Below are 23,174 nucleotides of genomic sequence, written 5' to 3' on the forward strand. Positions count from 1 at the left end.
ATTAAATGGAAGCTTCAAGCAGAAGAGCAATGCGACGTATCAACACCATCCACTTTATCGGGATTGGTGGTGCTGGTATGGGTGGGATTGCAGAAGTGCTGGCCTTTGAAGGTTACCGAATTACAGGCTCAGATATCGCCAAAAGTACGATGACAGAGCGATTAACAAATATGGGCGCCGAGATCTTTATCGGCCACCAAGCTGAAAATGTAAAAATGGCCGATGTGGTTGTGGTATCGAGTGCAATCAACGACCAAAACCCAGAGATCCAAGCGGCGAAGGCAAACCGTACGCCAATCGTTCGTCGCGCCGAAATGCTCGCCGAGTTGATGCGCTTTCGTCACGGGATTGCGGTAGCTGGAACACATGGTAAGACCACAACGACGAGCCTGATTGCGAGTATTTTTGCGCGGGCTGAGCTGGATCCAACCTTTATTATCGGTGGCTTGCTCAATAGTGCTGGTAGTAATGCCAAAGTGGGCAGCAGTGAATACCTTATCGCAGAAGCGGATGAGAGTGATGCATCGTTTTTGCATTTGCAGCCGATGGTGTCGGTGGTAACAAATATCGAAGAAGATCACATGGATACTTACGACGGTGACTTCGAAAAAATGAAAGACACCTACATCGAGTTTATCCATAACTTACCATTTTATGGTCTGGCGGTGGTGTGTATCGATTCGCCAGTCGTGAGAGAATTATTGCCACGCTTTGCAAGGCCGACAATCACGTATGGTGAGGCTAACGATGCGGATTATCAGTTATTGGACTTCAAGCAAACACAAAGTGAATCACACTTTAAAGTCAGAACCAAAGACGGTGAGTTACTTGAAGTGAAGCTAAATATGCCAGGTAAGCACAACGCATTGAATGCGCTGGCATCTATTGCGGTTGCAAAAGATCACAATATTGAAAACGAAGCGATTTATCAGGCGTTAGCCAACTTTGAAGGGGTAGGACGTCGCTTCCAGCATTACGGCTCATTCAATAATGAAGTGGGTGAGGTGATGCTGGTTGATGATTATGGTCACCATCCGTCTGAAGTTGCGATGACGATAAAAGCCGCTAAGTCTGGTTGGCCTGATAAGCGTTTGGTTATGATTTATCAGCCACATCGCTATAGTCGAACACGCGATTTATATGAAGATTTCGTAAAAGTGCTTTGCGATGTTGATAAACTACTGCTGTTAGATGTATATAGTGCCGGTGAAGCGCCTATCGTTGGTGCGGATAGTAAAAGTTTGTGCCGTAGTCTCCGTCAACGTGGCGTTGAGCCGATCCATATCAGTGACCATGGTGAATTGGCGAAAGTGTTGGCAAGCACCATGGAAGATGGTGATTTAGTGTTGACGCAAGGGGCCGGCAATATAGGTCAAATCGTGAAGCAGTTAGCCGCCACCGGGCTATCGATAGCGCAGTTAAAACAGAGTGAATTATGAGTAGTCAGTTTGGAAAAGTAGCCGTATTACTTGGCGGTAGTTCAGCAGAGCGAGAGGTGTCGCTAAAGTCTGGTAATGCAGTGCTAAATGCCTTCGTTAATCAAGGTATAGATGCGATTGCTTTTGATCCAGCAGAACGTAATTTATGGCAACTTAAAGACCTAGGTGTGGATCGCGTATTCATTGCACTGCATGGCCGTGGCGGTGAAGATGGTACTATTCAAGGTGCGCTTGAGTTTATGGGAATACCATATACAGGAAGCGGTGTACTTGGTAGTGCGCTTGCAATGGATAAAGTCCGCTGTAAGCATCTGTTTCAGTCTGCCAAGTTAAGTACGGCACCTTATGCTGTCGTAAGCAAAGAGACGGGTTTTGACGCTAAGGCGCTAATCGCTGAGTTTGGCAAAGTCATGGTAAAGCCAAGTCACGAAGGCTCGAGCATAGGTATGGCTCAGGCAGACAGCGAAGAAACCCTGACTGCGGCATTAAATAATGCCTTTAAGTTTGACGATCAAGTTCTCGTTGAACAATGGATCACTGGACGTGAGTTTACCGTGTCTATGCTCGCTAAAGAGGCATTGCCTGTTATTGAAATGCGTACGCCTCGTGGTTTTTACGATTATGAAGCGAAATACCAAGTCAACAGTACCGAGTATTATTGTCCGGCGGATATTAGCGCTGCACACACTGAGCAATTACAAGTGATGGCAAAGCACGCTTTTGAATTGGTTGGTGCCACTGGTTGGGGACGTGTTGACGCCATGCAAGATGAGCAAGGTCATTTCTATCTACTCGAGGTAAATACTGTACCTGGTATGACTGAAAAGTCGTTGGTGCCGATGGCAGCAAAAGCAACGGGTGTAAGTTTTGAGCAATTAGTTGTTCGCATTTTGGAGCAAACGCTTTAATATGCGAGCATTTTTAGCAGGGTTGAAGCTGATCAGTTCAAGAGTGAACTGGCCTCTTTTTTGGGGACTTAGCTTCTTCTTTGTGGTGATTTTTACATTGGTAAGAGGAACATACTGGGTAAGTGATTGGTTAGTTGCACATCATGATGCGCAAATAAAAACACTCAAAGTGCTCGGTAAACCGCATTATACCAATGAAGATGACATTGTGGCGGCAATTAAAACCGCAGATTTAAATAGTTTTTTTGAGCTTGATGTAAAAGCAGTCCACAAGGCAGTAAAGTCTTTACCTTGGATTGCGACAGTGTCAGTCAGAAAACAATGGCCGGATACGCTGCAAGTCTATGTAGTGGAACATCAGCCGGTTGCGCATTGGAATAGCGATTCATTACTCAATGATGATGGCGAAGTATTCCAAGCGAGTAGTAACAAATTGCCGCAAGGGCTGCCTGAATTATATGGCCCTGAAGGAAGTGCTGAAGAAGCATGGCAAACATTTAAGCAGTTTAAAGCCTTGTTGGCGGTAAATCAGTTTACGTTGGAAAGTTTAGCGCTTTCAGAACGATTTGCTTGGCAGCTATGGCTGGACAATGGGATCCGCTTAAATTTAGGGCGTGAAGATAAAGCCAAACGAGTACAACGTTTTATCGACGTGTATCCACGTATGGAACGCCCTGAAGGTAAAGTAATCGATGTCATTGATTTACGCTACGACACGGGACTGGCAGTGAGTTGGAAAGAACCTACTGAGCAGCAAGAACAACAAAATAACAAGAGTGAAGCATGACAAAGTCGGCAGAAAGAAACTTAGTGATTGGATTAGATGTTGGCACATCAAAGGTCGTCGCCACAGTTGGGGAGATCACTGTGGACAATCAACTTAGTATTGTCGGTGTCGGACGCCAAGAGTCTCACGGCATGGATAAGGGCGGGGTAAACGATTTAGACCTCGTTTCTGAGTCTATTAAACGCGCTGTAGATGAAGCAGAGCTAATGGCCGATTGCAGAATAAGCTCGGTTTATTTGGGGATCTCAGGCAAACATATTCAGTGTCAAAACGAAAGTGGCGTGGTGGCAATAAACAATGCTGAAGTCACAGACGATGATATTGCCAATGTTATTCACATTGCACGCTCTGTGCCTATGTCTGCCGAACGCAAAATGCTGCACTCATTGCCGCAGGAATATAGCATCGACATGCAAGAGGGGATCAAAAACCCTCTGGGTATGAGTGGCGTAAGGATGGAAGCGAAAGCACATATCATTACGTGTTCGAATGACATGGCAAAGAATATTGAAAAGTGTGTTGAACGCTGTGGTTTGCAGGTAGACCAATTAACGTTTAACGCCTTGGCGTCATGTTACTCAGTGTTGACTGAAGACGAAAAAGAGCTTGGTGTTGCGGTATTAGATATCGGTGGTGGTACCATGGATATTGCGATTTATGTGAATGGAGCGTTGCGCCATACTGCCGTGATCCCAGTTGCGGGCAATCAGGTCACAGGCGATATAGCAAAAATATTTAGAACACCTATTTCGCATGCCGAGTCTCTGAAAGTACAATATGCCTTCGCGTCGAGCCAAATGGCATCAAGTGAAGAAACCATCGAAGTACCAAGTGTTGGTGGGCGTCCTGCTCGGGTAATGTCTCGTCATACTTTGTCTGAAGTGGTAGAGCCAAGATTTAGAGAACTGTTTGAGCTTGCACAAGAAGAATTACGTCGCTCAGGTTTTGAAGATCAAATTGCGGCAGGTCTTGTTATCACAGGCGGTAGCGCCAAGATGCAAGGTGCACAAGAAGTCGCAGAAGATATATTCCAAATGCCAGTAAGAATAGGGAAACCAATTGGCATTAAGGGATTAACAGATTATGTGGATGACCCTGCATATGCAACGGCGGTAGGTTTGTTACAATACGGCCGTTCACTACAATCGATGAATGCACAGAAGTCGAAAGTAGATGCAGAGGGGAGTTGGTGGAACCGTGTTACAAAATGGTTCCAAGGCGAGTTTTAATACTCAAGTCGGAGAGTGAAGATGTTTGATATTATGGAGCAGCACAGCGAAGAAGCTGTCATTAAAGTCATCGGTGTCGGTGGCGGCGGCGGTAACGCCGTAGAACACATGGTAAACCAAGAAATTGAAGGTGTACGTTTTATCGTAGCGAATACGGACGCACAAGCGTTACGCCGTTCGTCTGCGGATATTACCGTACAGCTGGGTACTCAGATTACCTCAGGTCTTGGAGCTGGCGCAAACCCAGAAGTGGGCCGCAGCGCAGCAGAAGAAGATCTAGAAACCATCAAGAGCAGCCTTGAAGGCGCAGACATGGTATTTATCGCAGCCGGTATGGGCGGCGGTACAGGTACCGGTGCCGCACCTGTTGTTGCACGCGCAGCAAAAGAACTAGGTATTTTGACTGTGGCTGTAGTAACGCGTCCTTTCGATCTCGAGGGTAAAAAGCGCATGGCTGCGGCTGAGCAAGGTATTGCTGAGTTGTCAGAAATTGTAGATTCACTTATTACAATTCCAAACAACAAATTGCTTAAAGTTCTTGGTAAAGGGACTACACTGCTAGATGCCTTCGCTAAAGCAAATGATGTGCTTTATGGCGCGGTACAAGGTATTGCAGAGCTGATCACACGCTCAGGTCTAATCAACGTTGACTTTGCGGATGTGAGAACCGTGATGTCAGCAATGGGTACTGCAATGATGGGGACGGCTTCGGCAACAGGTCCTGATCGTGCACAAGAAGCAGCGGAAGCCGCGATTTCTAGCCCGCTTTTAGAAGATGTTGATCTAACTGGCGCGAAAGGCATTTTGGTGAATATCACCGCTGGCATGGACATTACTATCGAAGAATTTGAGGTCGTTGGTAACCATGTTAAAGCGTTAGCGTCTGAGAACGCGACTGTGGTAGTGGGTGCTGTTATTGACCCTGAAATGAGCGAAGAGCTTAGAGTGACCGTGGTTGCTACAGGCTTAGGTGGTGACCGTCGTCCGCAATTTGGTATTGTAGACAATGGCTTTAGACAAGCTTCAGGCTCAGATGCGGTAGGTGGCACTCAAACTAGCTCACAAACGAGCATGTATGTGCCAAGCTTTACGCAACCGCAAACGTCAGCGGCAGAACCTGAGCAACCAGCTGAAGCGCCTGCACCGCAAGTGCAATTGCAAGAGCAGAAGCCACAACAAGCTTCTAGTTCAGCAAGCGCAAAAGGCAGCGACAGTAAAGAAAAAGGTGACTACTTCGATATTCCGGCTTTTTTACGTAAGCAGTCAGACTAAAGTTGGTATAAAAAATAAACAAAGATTGGCAGTTTGGTGGAACTATGTTATACTCCGCCGCCTATCTAGAATTTAAGTGGGCGAATATATGATTAAACAACGTACGATTGCACAAGTCGTTAAAGCCACAGGTGTAGGTTTACACAAAGGTGAAAAGGTCACGATCACTCTCCGACCAGCTGGTGTGAATACAGGTGTTGTATTTCGCCGCGTTGATCTAGACCCTGTTGTTGATTTTGAAACAACACCGGAAGCTGTGGGCGACACGCAACTGTGTACGTGTTTAACAAATAAAGACGGCGTTCGCTTGTCTACTACCGAGCATTTGATTGCCGCGGTAGCTGCGCTTGGGATTGATAACCTCATCGTAGAGCTAGACAGCGCCGAAGTGCCTATTATGGATGGCAGTGCATTGCCATTCATCTACTTAATTCAAAAAGGCGGTATTGAAGAGCAAAACGCTGCCAAGCGCTTTATTCGCATCAAAGAAAAAGTGCGTGTTGAAGATGGCGACAAGTGGGCTGAAATTGAGCCTTACGATGGTTTTCACATCGACTTTGAAATCGACTTCAATCACCCTGCGATCAACGCTAGCCGCCAACGTATTGGATTAGACATTACCGCTCAAAGCTTTACGGAAGAGATCAGTCGTGCTCGTACTTTTGGTTTTATGCGTGATATTGAATACATGCATGCAAACAACCTAGCCTTAGGTGGCAGCATGGATAATGCGGTTGTTTTAGACCAGTTTAAAGTATTAAATCCTGATGGCCTGCGCTATGCGGATGAGTTTGTTAAACACAAGATCTTAGACTGTGTCGGTGATATGTTTATGGCAGGTCACAACATTTTAGGTAAGATCTCATGCTATAAATCAGGCCACGGCCTAAACAATATGTTGCTTCGTGAAATCATGGCAACTGAGTCAGCGTGGGAGTGGGCAACGTTCGAAGAGCCAGTCAGTATGCCAGCACCAGGAATGGAAGCGGGTATCAATACCGCAACGGCATAAGACTTTTAGGCTAATACAGTTTGATAAAAAATGACGCTAAGGCGTCATTTTTTTTGCGTTGTGTTTGCGTGTTTAGCGAGTCTTTCTAGTTTCTCCTTAAGCGACGGTGGAGCGGACTGCGCCAGCGCTAGCAAATGCTCGCCAGTGGCTTGGCTCATACTGCGATTGGCTTGATAGGTCGAAGATTGGGATTCCACCTTGTTGGTGAGACGCTGCTGAGCTTCTGGATTGGTGGTAATTTTAACCAATGCACAGTCATGTAATCCAACTTTTCTAAATGCACTGAGAATATCCATTTTCAAAAAGTTTAACCGGGTCGCAAGCGTTGCTGAAGCAGCTTCTATTGTCAGTGTTCCTTCTTTGTAGTGAGCAACACGGCATTTCTTACTCAGGATAGGGCCTAGAGTCTCTTCCAAGCAGCTCTGTAACTGTGCCGCTTGGGCGCTTTTTTGGCCATATTGATTGAGTTTATCTGACCACCCACCCATCACTTCATCAAGCGGTTTTGGATTGTAGCGATTTTTAGCCAATGACTTACTTCCCATAGGTTGAAAAATAAAAAATAACCGCCATATCGGGATAATACGGAGTCAATTTACTCCGTACTGGTGGTTTCTCAGTCTTCTAAGTATATCAGAGACAAATTTTTGAGAAATCCAAAAGTACCAACATTTGTTGTCGAAAGCGCTTAGCTCTGTACTCGAATAACTGAGTCGAGTTAGATGCTAACTAAACTTTATCACTTGCAACGGTACGCTTACGCCCAACAGTAAAGATTTCTTGCAATTGAACTTGGTATTATTTACCCAATAAGGTTTGCAGAAACAAAGAGTCTGGTATGATAGGGCATAATTTTAACTCGGCAAGATACAAAATGCTCACTCCTAAATTGGCAAAATGAAAACCGGAATTTAGGAACGCTTTTGTCGCCAACAGGACAAGCGCGACCCAGCCTTAACCACATTGGCTTAGAGAAATGGGTCAGCCAATACACAGAGTGAAACGGTTTAAACATGTTAGCAAATATTTTTACCAAAATTTTTGGTAGTCGTAATGATCGCACCATCAAAAACCTAAGAAAAACAGTCGCTTTAATCAATGCGTTAGAAGAGCAATATGGCAAATTAAGCGATGATGAACTAAAAGCAAAAACGGCTGAATTTAAACAGCGTATTGAGCAAGGTTCAAGTCTAGATGATTTATTACCAGAGGCGTTCGCTACGGTGCGTGAGGCATCTAAGCGCGTATTTGGAATGCGTCATTTCGATGTGCAAATGATTGGTGGTATGGTGCTTCACCAAGGTCGTATTTCAGAAATGAGAACGGGTGAAGGTAAAACACTAACAGCAACATTACCTGCGTATTTAAATGCGGTTTCAGGTAAGGGTGTTCACGTTATTACCGTCAACGACTACTTAGCTAAGCGTGATGCTGAGACCAACCGTCCACTCTTTGAATTCTTAGGCCTTACTGTAGGTTGTAACGTACCAGGCATGATGCCACAGCAGAAAAAGCAAGCCTATGCTGCGGATATCACTTACGGCACCAATAACGAGTTCGGCTTTGATTACTTGCGCGATAACATGGCGTTTAGTGTTGAAGAACGTGTACAACGTCCACTTAACTATGCGGTTGTAGATGAGGTGGATTCAATCCTAATCGACGAAGCGCGTACACCACTGATCATTTCTGGTCCTGCTGAAGATAGCTCTGAGCTTTATGCCGAAATCAATAAAATTGTGCCTGATCTTGTACAGCAAGAAAAAGAAGACGAAGAAGGCGTGGAAGGCGATGGCGATTTCACCATTGATGAAAAAGGTAAACAAGTTCACCTTACCGAGCGTGGTCAAATCAAAGTTGAAGAGTTACTGACTGAACGTGGTTTGATTGATGAAGGTGACTCGCTTTACTCGGCAGGTAATATTTCATTACTTAGCCATGTTTACGCTGCGCTTCGTGCTCACAAGCTATATCAAAAAGACGTTGATTATGTTGTAAAAGATAACGAAGTTATCATCGTTGACGAGCACACTGGCCGTACGATGGAAGGTCGTCGTTGGTCTGAGGGTCTTCACCAAGCCGTTGAAGCGAAAGAAGGGGTTCGTATTCAGAACGAAAACCAAACCTTGGCTTCAATCACATTCCAGAATTACTTCCGTTTATATAACAAGCTTGCAGGTATGACAGGTACAGCGGACACTGAAGCGTTCGAATTCCAGTCAATCTATGGCCTAGATACCGTAGTTATCCCAACCAACAAACCTATGGTTCGTGATGACCGTGCGGACCTTGTATATTTGACGCAAGAAGAGAAATTTGAAGCAATTCTTGAAGACATTCGTTCTTGCCAAGAACGTGGTCAGCCAGTGTTGGTGGGGACGGTGTCTATCGAAAGTTCTGAGTATCTTTCTCACTTCCTTCGCAAAGAAAAAATTGAACATAATGTACTGAATGCGAAATTCCACGCGCAAGAAGCGGATATTATCGCGGACGCGGGTCTACCGGGCAAGGTAACGATTGCGACGAATATGGCTGGTCGTGGTACGGATATCGTACTGGGTGGCAGCTGGCAGTCGGATGTTGAAAAATTAGAAAATCCGTCGGAAGAGCAAATAGCAGAAATTAAAGCCGCTTGGAAAGCGCGCCATGATGCAGTACTGGCTTCAGGTGGTTTACATATTATTGGTACTGAGCGTCACGAATCTCGCCGTATCGACAACCAGTTGCGTGGTCGTGCAGGTCGTCAAGGTGATGCTGGTTCAAGCCGCTTCTACCTATCGATGGATGACGCATTGATGCGTATCTTCGCAGGTGAGCGTATGACTAACATGATGCGCAAACTAGGTATGCAACGTGGTGAGGCTATTGAGCACCCATGGGTTAACCGTGCCATTGAAAATGCACAGCGTAAAGTAGAAGCGCGTAACTTTGATATTCGTAAACAATTACTTGAGTACGACGATGTTGCTAACGACCAGCGTAAAGTGGTTTACGAACAGCGTAACGAACTACTTGAAGAAGGCGATATCTCAGAGACTATCACCGCTATTCGTGAAGATGTATTGAATGCGACTATTGATCAGTATATTCCACCGCAAAGTCTGGCGGAAATGTGGGACATCCCAGCACTTGAAGAGCGCTTGAAAAATGACTTCCATGTTGAACTTCCGATTGCAAAATGGCTTGAAGAAGACAGTAAACTATATGAAGAAGTGCTACGCGATCGTATCGTAGAAGACGTTGATAAGGCGTACAAACAAAAAGAAGAGATGGTAGGCCCAGATGTATTACGCCACTTTGAAAAGGCAGTTATGCTACAAAGCCTAGATCAGCATTGGAAAGATCACTTAGCGGCAATGGATCATCTTCGTCAAGGTATTCATCTACGTGGTTATGCACAGAAGAATCCGAAGCAAGAATATAAGCGTGAGTCGTTTGAGTTATTCTCACAAATGCTTGAAAACTTAAAGATTGACGTTGTTAGCGTACTAAGTAAAGTTCAGGTTCGTGCTGAGGAAGATGTTGAGAAAGTTGAAGAGCAACATCGTAAGAGTGAGCAAGCACCACGTGAATATCAACACGAAGAGGTTGAGCGCGTAGGTGGTGATGCACCAGAAGGCGTGTCTGTTGCTCATAGAAATGAGCCAAAAGTAGGTCGTAATGATCCTTGTCCTTGCCAATCAGGCAAGAAGTTTAAGCAGTGTTGCGGAAAACTAAAATAACAGGCCCTAAATCTAAATTTGTATAAAAAGCGACGCTAAGTCGCTTTTTTTATGGAGTAAATGATGCAAAAAAAACGTGTTGAAGTCGCCGTTGGTGTGATTGAAAAAAATCAGAAAATCTTTGTATGCTTGAGAGGTGAAGATCAACATCAAGGTGGGCTTTGGGAATTCCCTGGCGGGAAAATGGAAGCCGGTGAAGATGTCTTTTCGGCATTGAAACGTGAGCTGCAAGAAGAGGTAGGCATTGAGATCTATAACTCATCTGAGCTAATGCGTATTGAGCATGACTATGCTGATAAAGCCGTATGCTTATACATTCATCATGTTGAGGACTTTTCTGGTGAAGCTCATGGCGCAGAAGGGCAGCCTTCTCAATGGGTTGCAGTTGAACAGTTGCATGAGCTCACGTTTCCTGAGGCCAATAAGGCGATTGTTGAATTATTACAAACGCGCAAAAATTAGTGACAAACTTTGTTACTAAATTAAGCACTCAGAGTCATAGTCATTCACTATGTGCATCGGTAGACTAGTGAATGACCGCTTACGTGTAAATAAACATCAGCTAACGACTTTCGTTGCTCTGAAGTTTGAGAGGACACACAGTTAGAAGGAATTCTTTTCAAGCCATCAGGTTATGTCTATATTCAATTCATTTGTATGTAATTTGAGCATTATTTTATCTAGATGAATGGGATACGACGTTTACAAGCGAAACTCTATCAGGGGAATAAAAATGAAAAAACTATCATTGACCGCTGCAAGTGTTGCACTTGCATTGGGATTGATTGGTTGTAGCGAACAACCGCAAACACAACAACAAAAACCAGCGGAACAAGCCGAAGCACAAAAGGCGGTTTTGAATTCTGGTATCGAATTGGAAAATATTGATAAATCAGTGCGTGCACAAGATGATTTTTACTTTCACGTTAATGGTCATTGGTTAGAGAAAACCAAAATCCCAGCAGACAAATCAAATTATGGTTCTTTCTCTCAGCTTTATGATGAGTCACAAAAAGCGCTGCGTAAAGTGCTTGAGAATGCTGCTAGCAACGGCTCAGCTAAAGTAGGTAGCGATGAGCAAAAGTTGGGTGCGTTTTATCAAAGTTATATGGACGAGGGCGCGAGAAACGAGTTGGGCTTAAACCCTGTTAAGCCTTATCTGAAAGAAATTCTAGACTTGAAGAGTAAATCGGAGCTACCAGCTATCTTTGCTAAAATGCGTTTAACCGGTGCTAGCACTCCATTCGGTTGGTATGTTAATAATGACGCTAAAAACTCAAGTGAAAATGCACTCTACATGTTCCAGTCAGGGCTTGGTTTACCTGATCGCGACTACTACCTGAAAGATGACGAAAAGTTTAGTAAAATTCGCGAGCAGTATCAGCGCTATATCGAACAATTGTTAGCTAAGGCTGGTCATAAAAATCCGGGCCAAGCTGCACTAAATATTATTGAGTTAGAAAAACAAATTGCCGAGGCGCAATGGACACGTGTTGAAAGCCGCGACGCGACTAAAACCTATAACAAGCTAAGCAATGATGCGTTTAATCAATTAATGCCTGACTTTGATACATCAGCATTTTTAAGCGCACTTGGTATTAAAACGGATTCTCTTATTGTAAGCCAACCAAGTTTCTTTGAAGCGCTGTCTAAAATCATTGCTGATTCAAAGCTAGAGGCATGGCAAGACTACTTAACATTCCACTTTACCAATGACTACGCTGAGTTACTAAGTAAAGATGTAGTTGACCTTAAGTTTGGTTTCTTTGGTAAAACATTGACGGGTGTAGAAGAACAAGCGCCAACATGGAAAAAGGCGGTGGATGCAAGTAATTCAGTACTTGGTGAAATGCTAGGCAAGATATACGTTAAGTCGTATTTCCCACCAGAAGCTAAGGCTAGAATGGAAGAATTAGTCGCAAACCTTATTAAAGGGTTTGATCAAGCTATTGATGGCCTTGAGTGGATGAGTGCTGAAACTAAGATAGCTGCAAAAGATAAGCTCAATAAGTTTACGCCAAAGATTGGTTATCCTGACAAATGGAAAGATTATTCCGCACTTGAGATCAATCCTGATGATCTAGTCGGTAACTACGTACGTTATAGTCAATTTGCGAATCAGGAGATGATCGATAAATTAGGCAAGCCTGTGGACCGTAGCGAGTGGTTGATGACACCACAAACGGTGAACGCGTACTATAACCCAGTGAATAACGAGATTGTATTCCCTGCTGCGATTCTACAACCACCATTCTTTAACTTAGAAGCGGATGATGCAGTAAACTACGGCGCAATCGGTGCGGTTATCGGTCACGAATTAGGTCACGGCTTTGACGACCAAGGTGCGAAGTACGATGGTGATGGTAACCTACGTAATTGGTGGAGTGAGTCTGACCTTTCACAATTCGAAGCGCGTAGCCAAAAGTTGGTTGAACAATTTAATGGTTTTAAACCATTTGAAGACGCTGGTGTTAATGGTCAACTGACACTGGGTGAAAATATTGGTGATTTAGGCGGATTAACTGTCGCTTATAAAGCGTACCAAATTTCACTAGGCGATCAAAAAGCGCCAGTTATTGACGGCTACACTGGGGAGCAGCGCTTCTTTATGGGCTGGTCACAAATTTGGCGTCGCAAATACCGCGATGAAGAGCTGCGTAATCGTCTAATGACAGATCCGCATTCACCAAGTCATTATCGAGTGATTGGTGTGCTGCCGAATATGCCAGAGTTTTATGAGGCATTTGATGTGAAAGAAGGCGATAAGATGTATCTTAAACCAGAAGACAGAGTGAAAATCTGGTAATTTCACATTTTGAATTCGTGGCGGTTTTATTGTGTTCCTGCAGTAAATCCGCCGCTTTTACAACATCTAATTACAATCCTCTGAACTTCTCACAAAATACCACACTCAATTCAGCACTTTCTGCAAACACTCGCTATTTCCAAGGTTTAGTTCATCGCTATTTGATGGTATTTACAGCCAAATCAGAGTAGCTTCATTTTGTCTAACACAAGGATATGAAAAAATAATGATAGCGCTGTCATTTTAACTTTTATATGATGTTTAGGAACAATAAGTGATTAAATGATGTTCATTTAGAATTGAACATGAAGACTGGGAGCAAAAGATGAGAATAAAAACGACTTTGCTTGGGGCGATAATTGCTGGGTGCTCGTTCTATACACACGCATCATTTACGCAGCAGCAGTTAGCGCAATTTGCAAGTGACACGCATTTTGAATTTGCGGTAGAAAATAACTTCAGTAATGGTGCTGGGGGCTTTAGCGGTGCTATTACACTGACTAACAATTCAAAAGTTGATCTACCAAAAGGACAAAGCGATTGGCAAATCTATTTGCACTCAGTTCGTCATATTTCAACGGAAACAGCTGAAGGTCTGCGCTTTGAACATATTAATGGCGACCTTCATCGTATAACCCCTACCGATTCGTTCGCTGGCTTAAAAGCCGGTGAAAAGCTCAAGTTAGCTTTTGATGGTTCGGCTTGGGTTGCTGCATACAGCGACTTTATGCCGCGTGCCTTTATTGTGTCAGGTAAAAATAAACCGGTCATTTTTGCAAATACTGATACAGAAGACATGACGCAGTTCGTTGCGCCATTTGAGCGTGAAAACCAGCTGAAAAGATATAATACACCTACCGATTACACGCAGATCGCGAACGCAGCGCTGCGCTTTGAACGTAATCAAAGCAATATTTCGGTCTCAAAAGAAGATGCGTTAAGACGTATCATTCCAAAGCCTGAGCACATCGACTTCAGTCGTGGCGAAATTACCCTTAACAAAAACTGGCAGATCCGCTTTGCTGGACGTTTGAAGTCAGAAGTCGCCGTTTTTCAAGAAGACTTATCAGAGTATGGGCTGGATTTAAAAGCGGAAGCTAATCACGTGCCTGAAGGGAATATCCCGACGATCCGCCTTAAAGTTGCGAAAAGTTTAGGGCGCGATTATGACTACAACCAAGCTGGGTCATATACATTAGATATTGATGATGACGTGATTGAAATCACGGGTATTGATAACGCAGGTGTGTTTTACGGTATTCAAAGTTTGCTTGCGCTATTTCCTGCCGATAGTAAAAATGAAATTACTTTGTCTCACGTAGAGATCAAAGACTCTCCGCGCTTTAGCTGGCGTGGTATGCATTACGACAATGCCCGTAACTATCATGGTAAAGATGCGTTATTTAAATTAATTGAACAGATGGCGCGTTATAAGTTAAATAAATTCCATTGGCACTTCTCAGATGATGAAGGTTGGCGACTAGAGATCCCAGGGCTCCCTGAGTTAACAGAAGTCGGCGCATTCCGTTGTTTTGATTTACAAGAGCGTGAGTGCTTACTGACTCAACTGGGCACAGGTCCTTTCAAAACGGGAAGTGGAAATGGTTTCCTTTCTCGCGAGGACTTTGTCGAGTTACTTAAATTTGCCACTGCACGTCATATTGAGATCATTCCAGAAATCGAAAGCCCCGGGCATGCTCGTGCTGCGATTAAGTCGATGGAAGCGCGTTATCACAAATTGATGGAAGCAGGTAAAGCACAAGAGGCCAAAGCCTATCTTCTGAACGATATTGATGACACTTCAAAGTATCTAACCGTGCAACTCTATACTGATAACTCTATTAATGTTTGCTTGGACTCAAGCTATGCCTTTATGGAGAAGGTGGTATATGAACTGCAGGAAATGTATCGCGATGCTGGCACTATGTTAACGACAGTCCATTTTGGTGGCGATGAGGTTGGAAAGGGCTCATGGACTGAATCACCAGCATGTAATGAGCTATTTGCGGTCGCCGACAACGGAGTGGCTGGACCTAATGATTTAAAACCATACTTTACTCAAAAAGTTGCAAAACTGCTTGCTAAGCGTGGGATCACCCCTGCTGCTTGGGAAGATGGTTTAATGTATAACACCACGACGACCTTTAAGCGTGATGAATTTCCAAACCCACAGTTTTTGGTAAATACTTGGGATAACATTTGGGAGTGGGGGGTTGCAGACAGGGCTCACCGTTTTGCAAACAACAATTACCAAGTTATTTTGTCTCACGGTACACATTTGTACTTTGATCACCCTTATGAAGCGCACCCTGAAGAGCGCGGCTATTATTGGGCAACTCGTTACACAGATACGAAAAAAGCATTTTCGTATATGCCAGATAATATTTATGCAAATGCGGACTTCACGCGAAACCGTGAGCCTATCGTGAATCTAGAAGCCTTAGTTGGTCGAGAGTTGCCCGCGCTTAAAAAACCGCAAAATATCCTTGGTATGCAAGGGCAAATATGGAGTGAGACCATTCGCTCGGAAGACCAAGTGTTACGATTGATTTTCCCTCGTTTGCTTTCGCTTGCGGAGCGTGCTTGGCATAAAGCGGATTGGGAAGGGCGTCGTATTAACCAAAAAGAGTTAAACAAGGACTTCTCAACCTTTGCCGCAGCCTTGTCTTTAAAAGAGATTGCAAAGTTACAAAACGATGGCATTAAGCCAAACCTTCCAGTTCCTGGTGCCAAGGTGGTGCTGGGTAAACTTGAAGCGAATAGTGCGTTCCCTTATCTTACAATTGAAGTGAGCTTAGACAATGGCGAATCTTGGCAGCCTTATACTGATCAGATGAGTGTCTCAGATGAAAGTAAGGTATTGTTGAGAACGCGAGCCGGAGAAAAAAATACGAGCCGTGTCACAGGGTTGAAATAAACCCTCGTATTCAGTTTATCGCAAAAAAGGGCAATGGCCCTTTTTTGGTGATAATTTTGCTCAAATTCTAACTGGTAATGAAATAGATTTTAACGTAAAGTTAAATGTCAGCGCTGTCATTTTTGTAAAGAAAGCAGTGAGCAAAGCAAAAAATAACAAGGCAAAAAGCCATACAAACAATAAACGATGAGTAATGTTTATGGAAGCTACCGTGTCGAATACAACAAAACAAAGTAACGCGATCCCTATGGCAATTGTCGCAGCCATGTTTTTTATTCTTGGCTTTGTGACTTGGCTTAATGGGTCACTAATGCCATATTTGGAGCAAGTACTAAAACTAACTCCTCTCCAATCTTCATTTATTCTTTTCTCTTTTTATATTGCGGTGACATTTACAGCGGTTCCTTCCGCTCTAGTTATCCGTAAGGTGGGTTATAAAAATGGTATGGCCATCGCAATTGCGATGATGATGTGTGCAGCGTTGCTATATATTCCAGCGGCTAAAACACAAATGTTTGCATTGTTCTTGTTTGCTCAATTTACTATGGGTATTGGGCAAACATTGTTACAAACTGCTGTAAATCCTTATGTGGTGCGTATTGGACCTGAAGAGTCAGCAGCTGTGCGCGTAAGTATTATGGGTATACTGAATAAAGGTGCTGGTATTGTTGCGCCGCTTGTATTTACTGCGTTGGTGCTGAGTAACTTTACTGATATGGCAGGTAAAGAGCTGACTCAAGCTGATATCGATGCAATGGCAAACGGTCTTATCGGGCCATATTTAGGCTTGGCTGCATTTATTGGTATTTTTGCCTTGGGTATTAAGTTTGCACCACTACCTGAAATAGAAAAAGATGATGAAGAAGAACATGGCTCAGTGAGAGAAGCGCTATCTCATCCTAATCTAAAGCTTGGTGTGATCGCACTGTTTTTGTATGTTGCGGTTGAAGTGATTGCTGGTGATACGATTGGTTCATTTGCGTTAGCGCTGGGTGTTGAAAAATATAGTGTGATGACCTCTTATACTATGGCTTGTATGGTTACGGGCTATATTTTGGGTATTATATTGATCCCGAGAGTAATATCGCAGGAGAGGGCGTTAACAGCATCTGCCGTGCTTGGTGTGCTTCTCACGCTCGCAATTTCATTTGGCAGCCCAGACTCATTTGTCATTTCAAATCTATTTGGATTATCAGCGTTGCCTGATATTCTATTGATGGTCGCTATTTTAGGTTTAGCAAATGCCATTATGTGGCCTGCTATTTGGCCGCTCGCATTATCTGGACTTGGCAAGCTAACCAGTGTAGGCTCTGGTTTATTGGTTATGGGTATTGCCGGTGGTGCATTCGGTCCAGTATTCTTAGGTTTAGCTAAGGGCACATCTGGCACAGTGGAATCACAGCAAATTGCACACCTTGTAATGTTACCTTGTTATCTATTTATAATCTTCTACGCTGTGAAAGGTCATAAGATCAAAAAGAAAGCGTAGCAAGAAAATGTAAAGCATTTCTATGTATGTAGAAATAATCCCGTGTGTGATGCCACCTGAATAAGGTGGCATTTTTTTATGCCTAAATCACTCCCTTACCTGCAAAACCGGCTTAATGCTGAGATCTTTTTCGCGATATAAAATCGCTGCTACGCTGCTGTCTGGTGCTTATTGTTTGGTGTTGGTCGTGTAGGAGCTACTTTATGTAGCAAGGGTTTTATTCTTAAGTCGCGATATAAAATCGCTGCTACGCTGATGTTTGGTGCTTGTTGTTTAGTGTTGGTCGTGTAGGAGCTACTTTATGTAGCGAGGGTTTTATTCTTAAGTCGCGATATAAAATCGCTGCTACGCTGGTGTCTGGTGCTTGTTGTTTAGTGTTGGTCGTGTAGGAGCTACTTTATGCAGCGAGGGTTTTATTCTTAAGTCGCGATATAAAATCGCTGCTACGCTGCTGTCTGGTGCTTATTGTTTGGTGTTGGTCGTGTAGGAGCTACTTTATGTAGCAAGGGTTTTATTCTCAGTCGCGATATAAAATCGCTGCTACGCTGGTGTCTGGTGCTTATTGTTTGGTGTTTGCCGTGTAGGAGCTACTTTATATAGCGAGGGTTTTATTCTTAAGTCGCGATATAAAATCGTTGCTACGCAGATGTGTGGTGTTTGGTGTTGGTCGTGTAGGAGCTACTTTATATAGCGAGGGTTTTATTCTTAAGTCGCGATATAAAATCGCTGCTACGCAGATGTTTAGTGCTTATTGTTTGGTGTTTGCCGTGTAGGAGCTACTTTATATAGCGAGGGTTTTATTCTCAGTCGCGATATAAAATCGCTGCTACGCTGGTGTTTAGGAGTGGTGTGAGTGTAAAAATATAAAATGGGAATGAATTTATAAAAAGAGTGGGGCGACTGATGGGACTTGAACCCACGACAACCGGAATCACAATCCAGGGCTCTACCAACTGAGCTACAGCCGCCACAAAAGACTTGAACACCTTGTCTGGTGTGGCGCGCATAATACATAAGTTTTTTCCAAATGCAAAGGGAAATATCGAAAAAACTTAATAAAAGTTTTTTTTCGGAGATTATTTCCGCATACAGCAAATATTCATATATCCTATGTATGATCCAGCCGATCTAATGATAAATAACTGCTTAATATAAAAAGGGGGATGAGTATGGAAGCTGTTTGGAAATGGGTTAATGAGAACTCAGATTTAATCTTACACTATGTGCTTCAAGGCGTTATAGCACTAATAATTTTCTTCGTTGGCTTAAAACTAGCTAAGCTTAGTGCTGATCTCACTGAAAAAGCATTTGGTAAACGCAAAGTAGATAAAGCGGTAGGCTCATTCGTTGCCAATATTGCTTATGCGATTGTTTTTGCCGCGACGCTGCTTATGGCATTATCTCAGGTAGGTATCGAAACCACCTCATTCATTGCTATTTTAGGTGCCGCAGGCTTGGCTGTTGGTCTTGCCCTGCAAGGCTCACTTTCTAATTTTGCATCTGGCGTACTTATTATTATGCTGCGTCCGTTCAAGTCAGGAGACTATATTGAAGCTGGCGGCAAAGCCGGTAGTGTACAAAAGATAGAAATCTTCTCTACAGAGCTTCGTACTCCTGATAACAAAGTAATTGTAATGCCAAACTCTGCCATTATGTCCGGTGCGATCGTTAACTACTCACGCGAAAAAACACGTCGTATTGACCTTGTAATTGGTGTTGGCTATGACGCCGATCTACGAGAAGCAAAAGCGGTATTAAAGTCTGTACTAGACAATGAATCACGTATTTTGAAAGAGCCAGCTTATACGGTAGCAGTGCTGGAGCTTGCCGACTCAAGTGTTAACTTTGTTGTTCGTCCTTGGGTTAAAACAGAAGAGTACTGGCCAACGTATTTCACGCTTGTGGAAAATATTAAGATTGCGCTAGACGAAGCTAATATTACCATTCCATTCCCGCAAATGGATGTTCACCTACACAAAGATCAGTAAAAGGTTAGTTAGAAATGAAATTGAAGGTTTTAACCTGTTGTATTCTTATGGCTGCCAGCGCTAATGCTGCAGCAGAAGGTAAAGCTAAGAAACCACAGAAAGTTTGGGATGTAACCAGTGAAGTTGGTGCGATAATCACCAGTGGTAACACTGAGACAACAACGCTTAAAGGCGGGATCAAAGCTAAACACAATCTAACTAACTGGAACAACGAGTACAAGTTAGATGGCTTCTATAAAGAAGACACGCGTGAAAACGATGCTGGTGTAGACATTACATCTCGTACCAATGAAAAATACTCCGCGTCAGTTCAAGGCAACTATAAGTTAAACGAAGATAATAGCCACCTATTTGTGTTTGGTTCTTATGTTTCAGATTATTTTGGTGCTTACCGTAGCGAAGCAGTTATTTCAGTGGGTTACGGTCAACGTTTATTCGAAAATGACGATATGTATCTTAACGCTGAAATCGGTCCTGGTGTAAAGCGCTTCGAGCACCAAGACGATAGCACTGAACTTGACGATGATGGTGAATTGTTAGCAGGTACTTCTGAAAGCGAGTTCATTGGTGTTGGTAAACTAGATTACCAGTGGCAAATCTCAGAAAATGCGCGTTTTACACAGCTTATCGCGATTGAATACGGTGATACAAATACTAAGACAACCTCTGAAACGGCGCTGTTAACCAAAATAAATGGTTCGCTTCAAATGAAAGTGGCATATAACATTATCCACAACTCTGACGTAGCGGATGGCAAAGAAAATACTGATACAGAAACTTCACTTACTTTGGTTTACAGTTTCTAACAAGTATCTTCCCAAAGGGCACTCATGTGCCCTTTTAATTCTTCCAAACTTCGGTAGAATGCTCAAAGTTTAACAAAAGTCTATAATGGAAGAGATTTCAGTGAAGTTCTTCAGAATAATATTGCTCTCAGTTTTTATTCTTATATCGCACCAATCAGTTGCGATGACACCAAGCAAACAGCAAATAGAACAGTTCAAAAAGCTCCCTAAAGCTCAGCAGGAAGCCCTTGCGAAGCGCTATGGCATCGATCTAAGTACTTTAGATAGCAAAACATTAGGCAATAAAGAGAAAGAAGAAAAAGATACTTCGATTCAACCTCGAAACAAAAATGGATTGCTGGAAGAGGAAGAAGAGGAAGATAAGTTTAAGCCGAAGCAGGAAGAGCTAAAGCCTTTTGGTTATGAGCTTTTTGCTGGTGAGCCTTTAACATTTATGCCTTCTGAGTTGGCTGCAATTCCTGATACTTATTTGTTGGGTATTGGCGATCTGGTGAAGATCAATTTGTATGGTAAAACCAACGAAGAACATGAAGTTCAAATTGACAGAGAAGGGCGTCTTGCAATTCCAAACCTGAGCCCGGTTCACGTTATTGGTTTGTCATTTAAAGAGCTAAAAGCACTGATCACAAAAAAAATATCAGAAGAAATGATCGGAGTTCAAGCTTTTGTTTCTATGGGTGAGCTAAACCCTATGCGCATTATGGTAGTGGGTGAAGCATACAAGCCTGGTAGTTATACGGTTTCACCGCTTGCGACAGTGACCCATGCGCTATTTGTTTCTGGCGGTGTAAGTGATAGTGGTTCGCTTAGAAAAATTCAAGTAAAGCGAGCGGGTAAGCTAGTTACCACATTTGATTTATACGACTTATTGCTGTTTGGTGATAGCTCTGATGATGTAGTCCTAAAGCCTGGCGATGTTGTATTTATCCCGCCTGCAGCTAAGAAGATTAAAGTAAAAGGTGAAGTTAACCGCCAAGCCATCTTTGAGCTTAAAGAGTCAGACACGCTTGAGAGTGTAATGGCGATGTCAGGTGGTTTCAAAGCGAACGCAAACAAGTCAAAAGTAGTCGTATCACGTTACAACGGTGATGGAAGGCGCATTACCCTGAACTACAACTTTACTGAAAATACGAGTTATAAGCCGCAGAACGGTGATGAAATATCAGTCAATGCCGCATCAACTCGTTTTCAAAACACTGTAACTGTGGTTGGTGCAGTAACTAGCCCAGGGCATTATGAATGGCACCAAGGTAAGACGCTAAAGGATGTATTTAGTGCGCCAAGGGAAGATTTGTTATCTATCGCCGACTTCGGGTACTCACTGATTATCCGTGAAGTAAACTTTGAAGGCGACATCGCTATCCATCAGTTTTCTTTACAAGATATTTTTAACGGTAAAGCGGGTGATATAGAGCTCGCGTCTAACGATACAATCGTCGTATTTAGCCGCTACCAGCTTAAAGAAGAAGAAGAACAGTTATTAGAAGACCTCGCGTATAACAAAGAGCAACTAAAATTGCGTGAAAATGTAAAGCTATGGGAGCAGTTTGAGCGTGATGAATTTTTAAAATATATAGGCTTAAAAGAAGATGAGCTGTTCGAACTTGAGGAAGAAGTTGAACTGATCACAAGTATTGATGCATTGTTCCAAGAGCCAAAAGAAGTAGAAGACGAAGAGTATGCGGTTTTTAGTCGTCAAAAGCTATTAGCGCCTATTCTAGCTAAACTTCAAAGACAGGCAACCCCAACGGAACCAGCGCAATTATTTGCTATAAATGGCCAAGTTAAGTTTCCAGGTGTGTATCCTTTATCAAAAAATGCGAACTTCCAAAAGGCGGTACGGGCTGGCGGTGGATTTCTTGAAGCGGCTTATCTTGAGCAAGTTGAGTTAACACGAGTTGTATACGACGATGGTAAACAGGTTGAGCATATCCAGTTTAATGGTGTAAATGAACTGGCGGATCCGACACAGGCGTTAACCAGCAAAGATACTGTAAACATCTTCCCTAGACCTAATTGGCAGGAAAGGCTTCAAGTTAAAGTTGTGGGTGAAGTTAAATTCCCTGGCACCTATACCATCAAACGTGGTGAGACGCTTGATAGCCTGCTTGAAAGAGTGGGTGGTTTTAACCAGTTTGCACATAAAGAAGCGGCTATTTTTACTCGTGAGTCCATTAAGCGTAAAGAAACTTCACAAATTCAACGTTTAACGCAAGAGCTAAGACGCGATATTATCACTAATACTTTTCAGAAGAGCGCGACTGCGAATACCTCAATGCCATATGAAGATATGGATAAGATTTTGAGAGATTTATCTAAAGTTGAAGCGTTAGGACGTCTTGTTATTGATTTAGATAAACGCTCGACACAAGCATTACAGCTAGAAGATGGAGATGCGCTATATATTCCTGCGATGCAAGACTCTGTCAGTGTTATTGGTGAGGTCAACTTGGCAGCAACGCACTTATTTGATTCGTCTAAATCAGTTGATGACTATATTAAAGCGAGTGGTGGTCTAAAACAAAAAGCGGATGATGAACGGATCTATATTATCAAAGCTAATGGTTCAGTAGAGCTCCCAGGCTCAGGGACTTGGTTTGCTGTGAGTAGTCATGCTAACCAACTAGCTCCTGGTGATACGATTGTTGTACCGCTTGATGCTCAACATATTGATAGTCTGACGCTATGGAGTACAGCAACACAGATTATCTATCAACTAGGTCTGGCAGCCGCGTCGATTGCTACGTTGAACAATAATTAGTAATTAACAAAATTTGATTAAAAAAGGATACGGGAAAC

Annotated in this window: 15 protein-coding genes and 1 tRNA gene; 14 read left to right on the top strand and 2 right to left on the bottom strand. The window is 43.2% G+C overall.

The window, feature by feature from the left end; translation table 11 throughout:
- Positions 1–5: 5 nt before the first annotated feature.
- From murC to lpxC, 6 genes are all read left to right on the top strand, one after another.
- A complete protein-coding gene (murC, locus tag GSF13_RS07725; RefSeq protein WP_017217163.1) occupies positions 6–1,439 on the top strand; it encodes a UDP-N-acetylmuramate--L-alanine ligase in 1,434 nt (477 codons plus the stop codon).
- Entirely contained in the window at positions 1,436–2,347 is a 912-nt protein-coding gene (locus GSF13_RS07730) for a D-alanine--D-alanine ligase (protein ID WP_211867720.1), read from the top strand. The genes murC and GSF13_RS07730 overlap by 4 nt, the downstream gene beginning before the upstream one ends.
- 1 nt (position 2,348) lies before the next feature.
- Positions 2,349–3,134, top strand: coding sequence for a cell division protein FtsQ/DivIB (locus GSF13_RS07735; protein WP_174170439.1), 786 nt, complete (start codon positions 2,349–2,351; stop codon positions 3,132–3,134).
- Positions 3,131–4,363 (top strand): cell division protein FtsA, encoded by a 1,233-nt coding sequence (gene ftsA, locus GSF13_RS07740; protein WP_010605798.1) that lies wholly within the window; start codon positions 3,131–3,133, stop codon positions 4,361–4,363. The genes GSF13_RS07735 and ftsA overlap by 4 nt, the downstream gene beginning before the upstream one ends.
- Positions 4,364–4,384: 21 nt before the next feature.
- Positions 4,385–5,635 (top strand): cell division protein FtsZ, encoded by a 1,251-nt coding sequence (ftsZ, locus tag GSF13_RS07745; protein ID WP_211867722.1) that lies wholly within the window; start codon positions 4,385–4,387, stop codon positions 5,633–5,635.
- An 88-nt stretch (positions 5,636–5,723) separates the two neighbouring features.
- Positions 5,724–6,647, top strand: coding sequence for a UDP-3-O-acyl-N-acetylglucosamine deacetylase (gene lpxC / locus GSF13_RS07750; protein ID WP_010368639.1), 924 nt, complete (start codon positions 5,724–5,726; stop codon positions 6,645–6,647).
- 44 nt (positions 6,648–6,691) lie between these two features.
- On the opposite strand, the gene GSF13_RS07755 is transcribed toward lpxC, so the two are convergent.
- The gene (locus GSF13_RS07755) at positions 6,692–7,177 is read right to left on the bottom strand and encodes a DciA family protein (protein ID WP_237116464.1); all 486 of its coding nucleotides are present in this window, start codon (positions 7,175–7,177) and stop codon (positions 6,692–6,694) included.
- A gap of 483 nt (positions 7,178–7,660) precedes the next feature.
- Between GSF13_RS07755 and secA the strand changes: the two genes are divergently transcribed.
- The 5 genes from secA to GSF13_RS07780 all read left to right on the top strand — a co-directional run bounded on the left by secA (position 7,661) and on the right by GSF13_RS07780 (position 17,581).
- Entirely contained in the window at positions 7,661–10,369 is a 2,709-nt protein-coding gene (secA, locus tag GSF13_RS07760; RefSeq protein ID WP_211867724.1) for a preprotein translocase subunit SecA, read from the top strand.
- A gap of 63 nt (positions 10,370–10,432) precedes the next feature.
- Complete coding sequence (gene mutT, locus GSF13_RS07765; protein WP_010605794.1) at positions 10,433–10,831, top strand: 8-oxo-dGTP diphosphatase MutT; 399 nt, start codon at positions 10,433–10,435, stop codon at positions 10,829–10,831.
- 271 nt (positions 10,832–11,102) lie between these two features.
- Positions 11,103–13,175 (top strand): M13 family metallopeptidase, encoded by a 2,073-nt coding sequence (locus GSF13_RS07770; RefSeq protein WP_211867726.1) that lies wholly within the window; start codon positions 11,103–11,105, stop codon positions 13,173–13,175.
- Positions 13,176–13,500: 325 nt separating this feature from the next.
- Entirely contained in the window at positions 13,501–16,092 is a 2,592-nt protein-coding gene (locus GSF13_RS07775) for a family 20 glycosylhydrolase (protein ID WP_211867728.1), read from the top strand.
- 247 nt (positions 16,093–16,339) lie between these two features.
- Complete coding sequence (locus GSF13_RS07780; RefSeq protein ID WP_171039497.1) at positions 16,340–17,581, top strand: sugar MFS transporter; 1,242 nt, start codon at positions 16,340–16,342, stop codon at positions 17,579–17,581.
- A gap of 892 nt (positions 17,582–18,473) precedes the next feature.
- Here the strand turns inward: GSF13_RS07780 and GSF13_RS07785 are convergent.
- A tRNA-His gene (locus tag GSF13_RS07785) sits at positions 18,474–18,549 on the bottom strand.
- 201 nt (positions 18,550–18,750) lie between these two features.
- Between GSF13_RS07785 and GSF13_RS07790 the strand changes: the two genes are divergently transcribed.
- The 3 genes from GSF13_RS07790 to GSF13_RS07800 all read left to right on the top strand — a co-directional run bounded on the left by GSF13_RS07790 (position 18,751) and on the right by GSF13_RS07800 (position 23,136).
- Positions 18,751–19,569: a mechanosensitive ion channel domain-containing protein gene (locus tag GSF13_RS07790; RefSeq protein ID WP_010605790.1), complete on the top strand. Its 819-nt coding sequence runs from the start codon at positions 18,751–18,753 to the stop codon at positions 19,567–19,569.
- Between the two features lie 14 nt (positions 19,570–19,583).
- Complete coding sequence (locus tag GSF13_RS07795) at positions 19,584–20,375, top strand: DUF481 domain-containing protein (RefSeq protein ID WP_010605789.1); 792 nt, start codon at positions 19,584–19,586, stop codon at positions 20,373–20,375.
- An 85-nt stretch (positions 20,376–20,460) separates the two neighbouring features.
- A complete protein-coding gene (locus tag GSF13_RS07800) occupies positions 20,461–23,136 on the top strand; it encodes an SLBB domain-containing protein (protein ID WP_206471503.1) in 2,676 nt (891 codons plus the stop codon).
- Positions 23,137–23,174: the final 38 nt, after the last annotated feature.

Source organism: Pseudoalteromonas sp. M8 (assembly GCF_018141365.1).
Lineage (GTDB): Bacteria > Pseudomonadota > Gammaproteobacteria > Enterobacterales > Alteromonadaceae > Pseudoalteromonas.

Excerpts from the sequence above, each read along its gene's own strand:
- lpxC (WP_010368639.1), top strand. The coding sequence starts at position 5,724 with ATGATTAAACAACGTACGATTGCACAAGTCGTTAAAGCCACAGGTGTA.
- secA (WP_211867724.1), top strand. The coding sequence starts at position 7,661 with ATGTTAGCAAATATTTTTACCAAAATTTTTGGTAGTCGTAATGATCGC.
- GSF13_RS07730 (WP_211867720.1), top strand. The coding sequence starts at position 1,436 with ATGAGTAGTCAGTTTGGAAAAGTAGCCGTATTACTTGGCGGTAGTTCA.
- GSF13_RS07795 (WP_010605789.1), top strand. The coding sequence starts at position 19,584 with ATGAAATTGAAGGTTTTAACCTGTTGTATTCTTATGGCTGCCAGCGCT.
- ftsZ (WP_211867722.1), top strand. The coding sequence starts at position 4,385 with ATGTTTGATATTATGGAGCAGCACAGCGAAGAAGCTGTCATTAAAGTC.
- GSF13_RS07735 (WP_174170439.1), top strand. The coding sequence starts at position 2,349 with ATGCGAGCATTTTTAGCAGGGTTGAAGCTGATCAGTTCAAGAGTGAAC.
- mutT (WP_010605794.1), top strand. The coding sequence starts at position 10,433 with ATGCAAAAAAAACGTGTTGAAGTCGCCGTTGGTGTGATTGAAAAAAAT.
- GSF13_RS07800 (WP_206471503.1), top strand. The coding sequence starts at position 20,461 with ATGGAAGAGATTTCAGTGAAGTTCTTCAGAATAATATTGCTCTCAGTT.
- GSF13_RS07775 (WP_211867728.1), top strand. The coding sequence starts at position 13,501 with ATGAGAATAAAAACGACTTTGCTTGGGGCGATAATTGCTGGGTGCTCG.
- GSF13_RS07770 (WP_211867726.1), top strand. The coding sequence starts at position 11,103 with ATGAAAAAACTATCATTGACCGCTGCAAGTGTTGCACTTGCATTGGGA.
- ftsA (WP_010605798.1), top strand. The coding sequence starts at position 3,131 with ATGACAAAGTCGGCAGAAAGAAACTTAGTGATTGGATTAGATGTTGGC.
- GSF13_RS07790 (WP_010605790.1), top strand. The coding sequence starts at position 18,751 with ATGGAAGCTGTTTGGAAATGGGTTAATGAGAACTCAGATTTAATCTTA.
- murC (WP_017217163.1), top strand. The coding sequence starts at position 6 with ATGGAAGCTTCAAGCAGAAGAGCAATGCGACGTATCAACACCATCCAC.
- GSF13_RS07780 (WP_171039497.1), top strand. The coding sequence starts at position 16,340 with ATGGCAATTGTCGCAGCCATGTTTTTTATTCTTGGCTTTGTGACTTGG.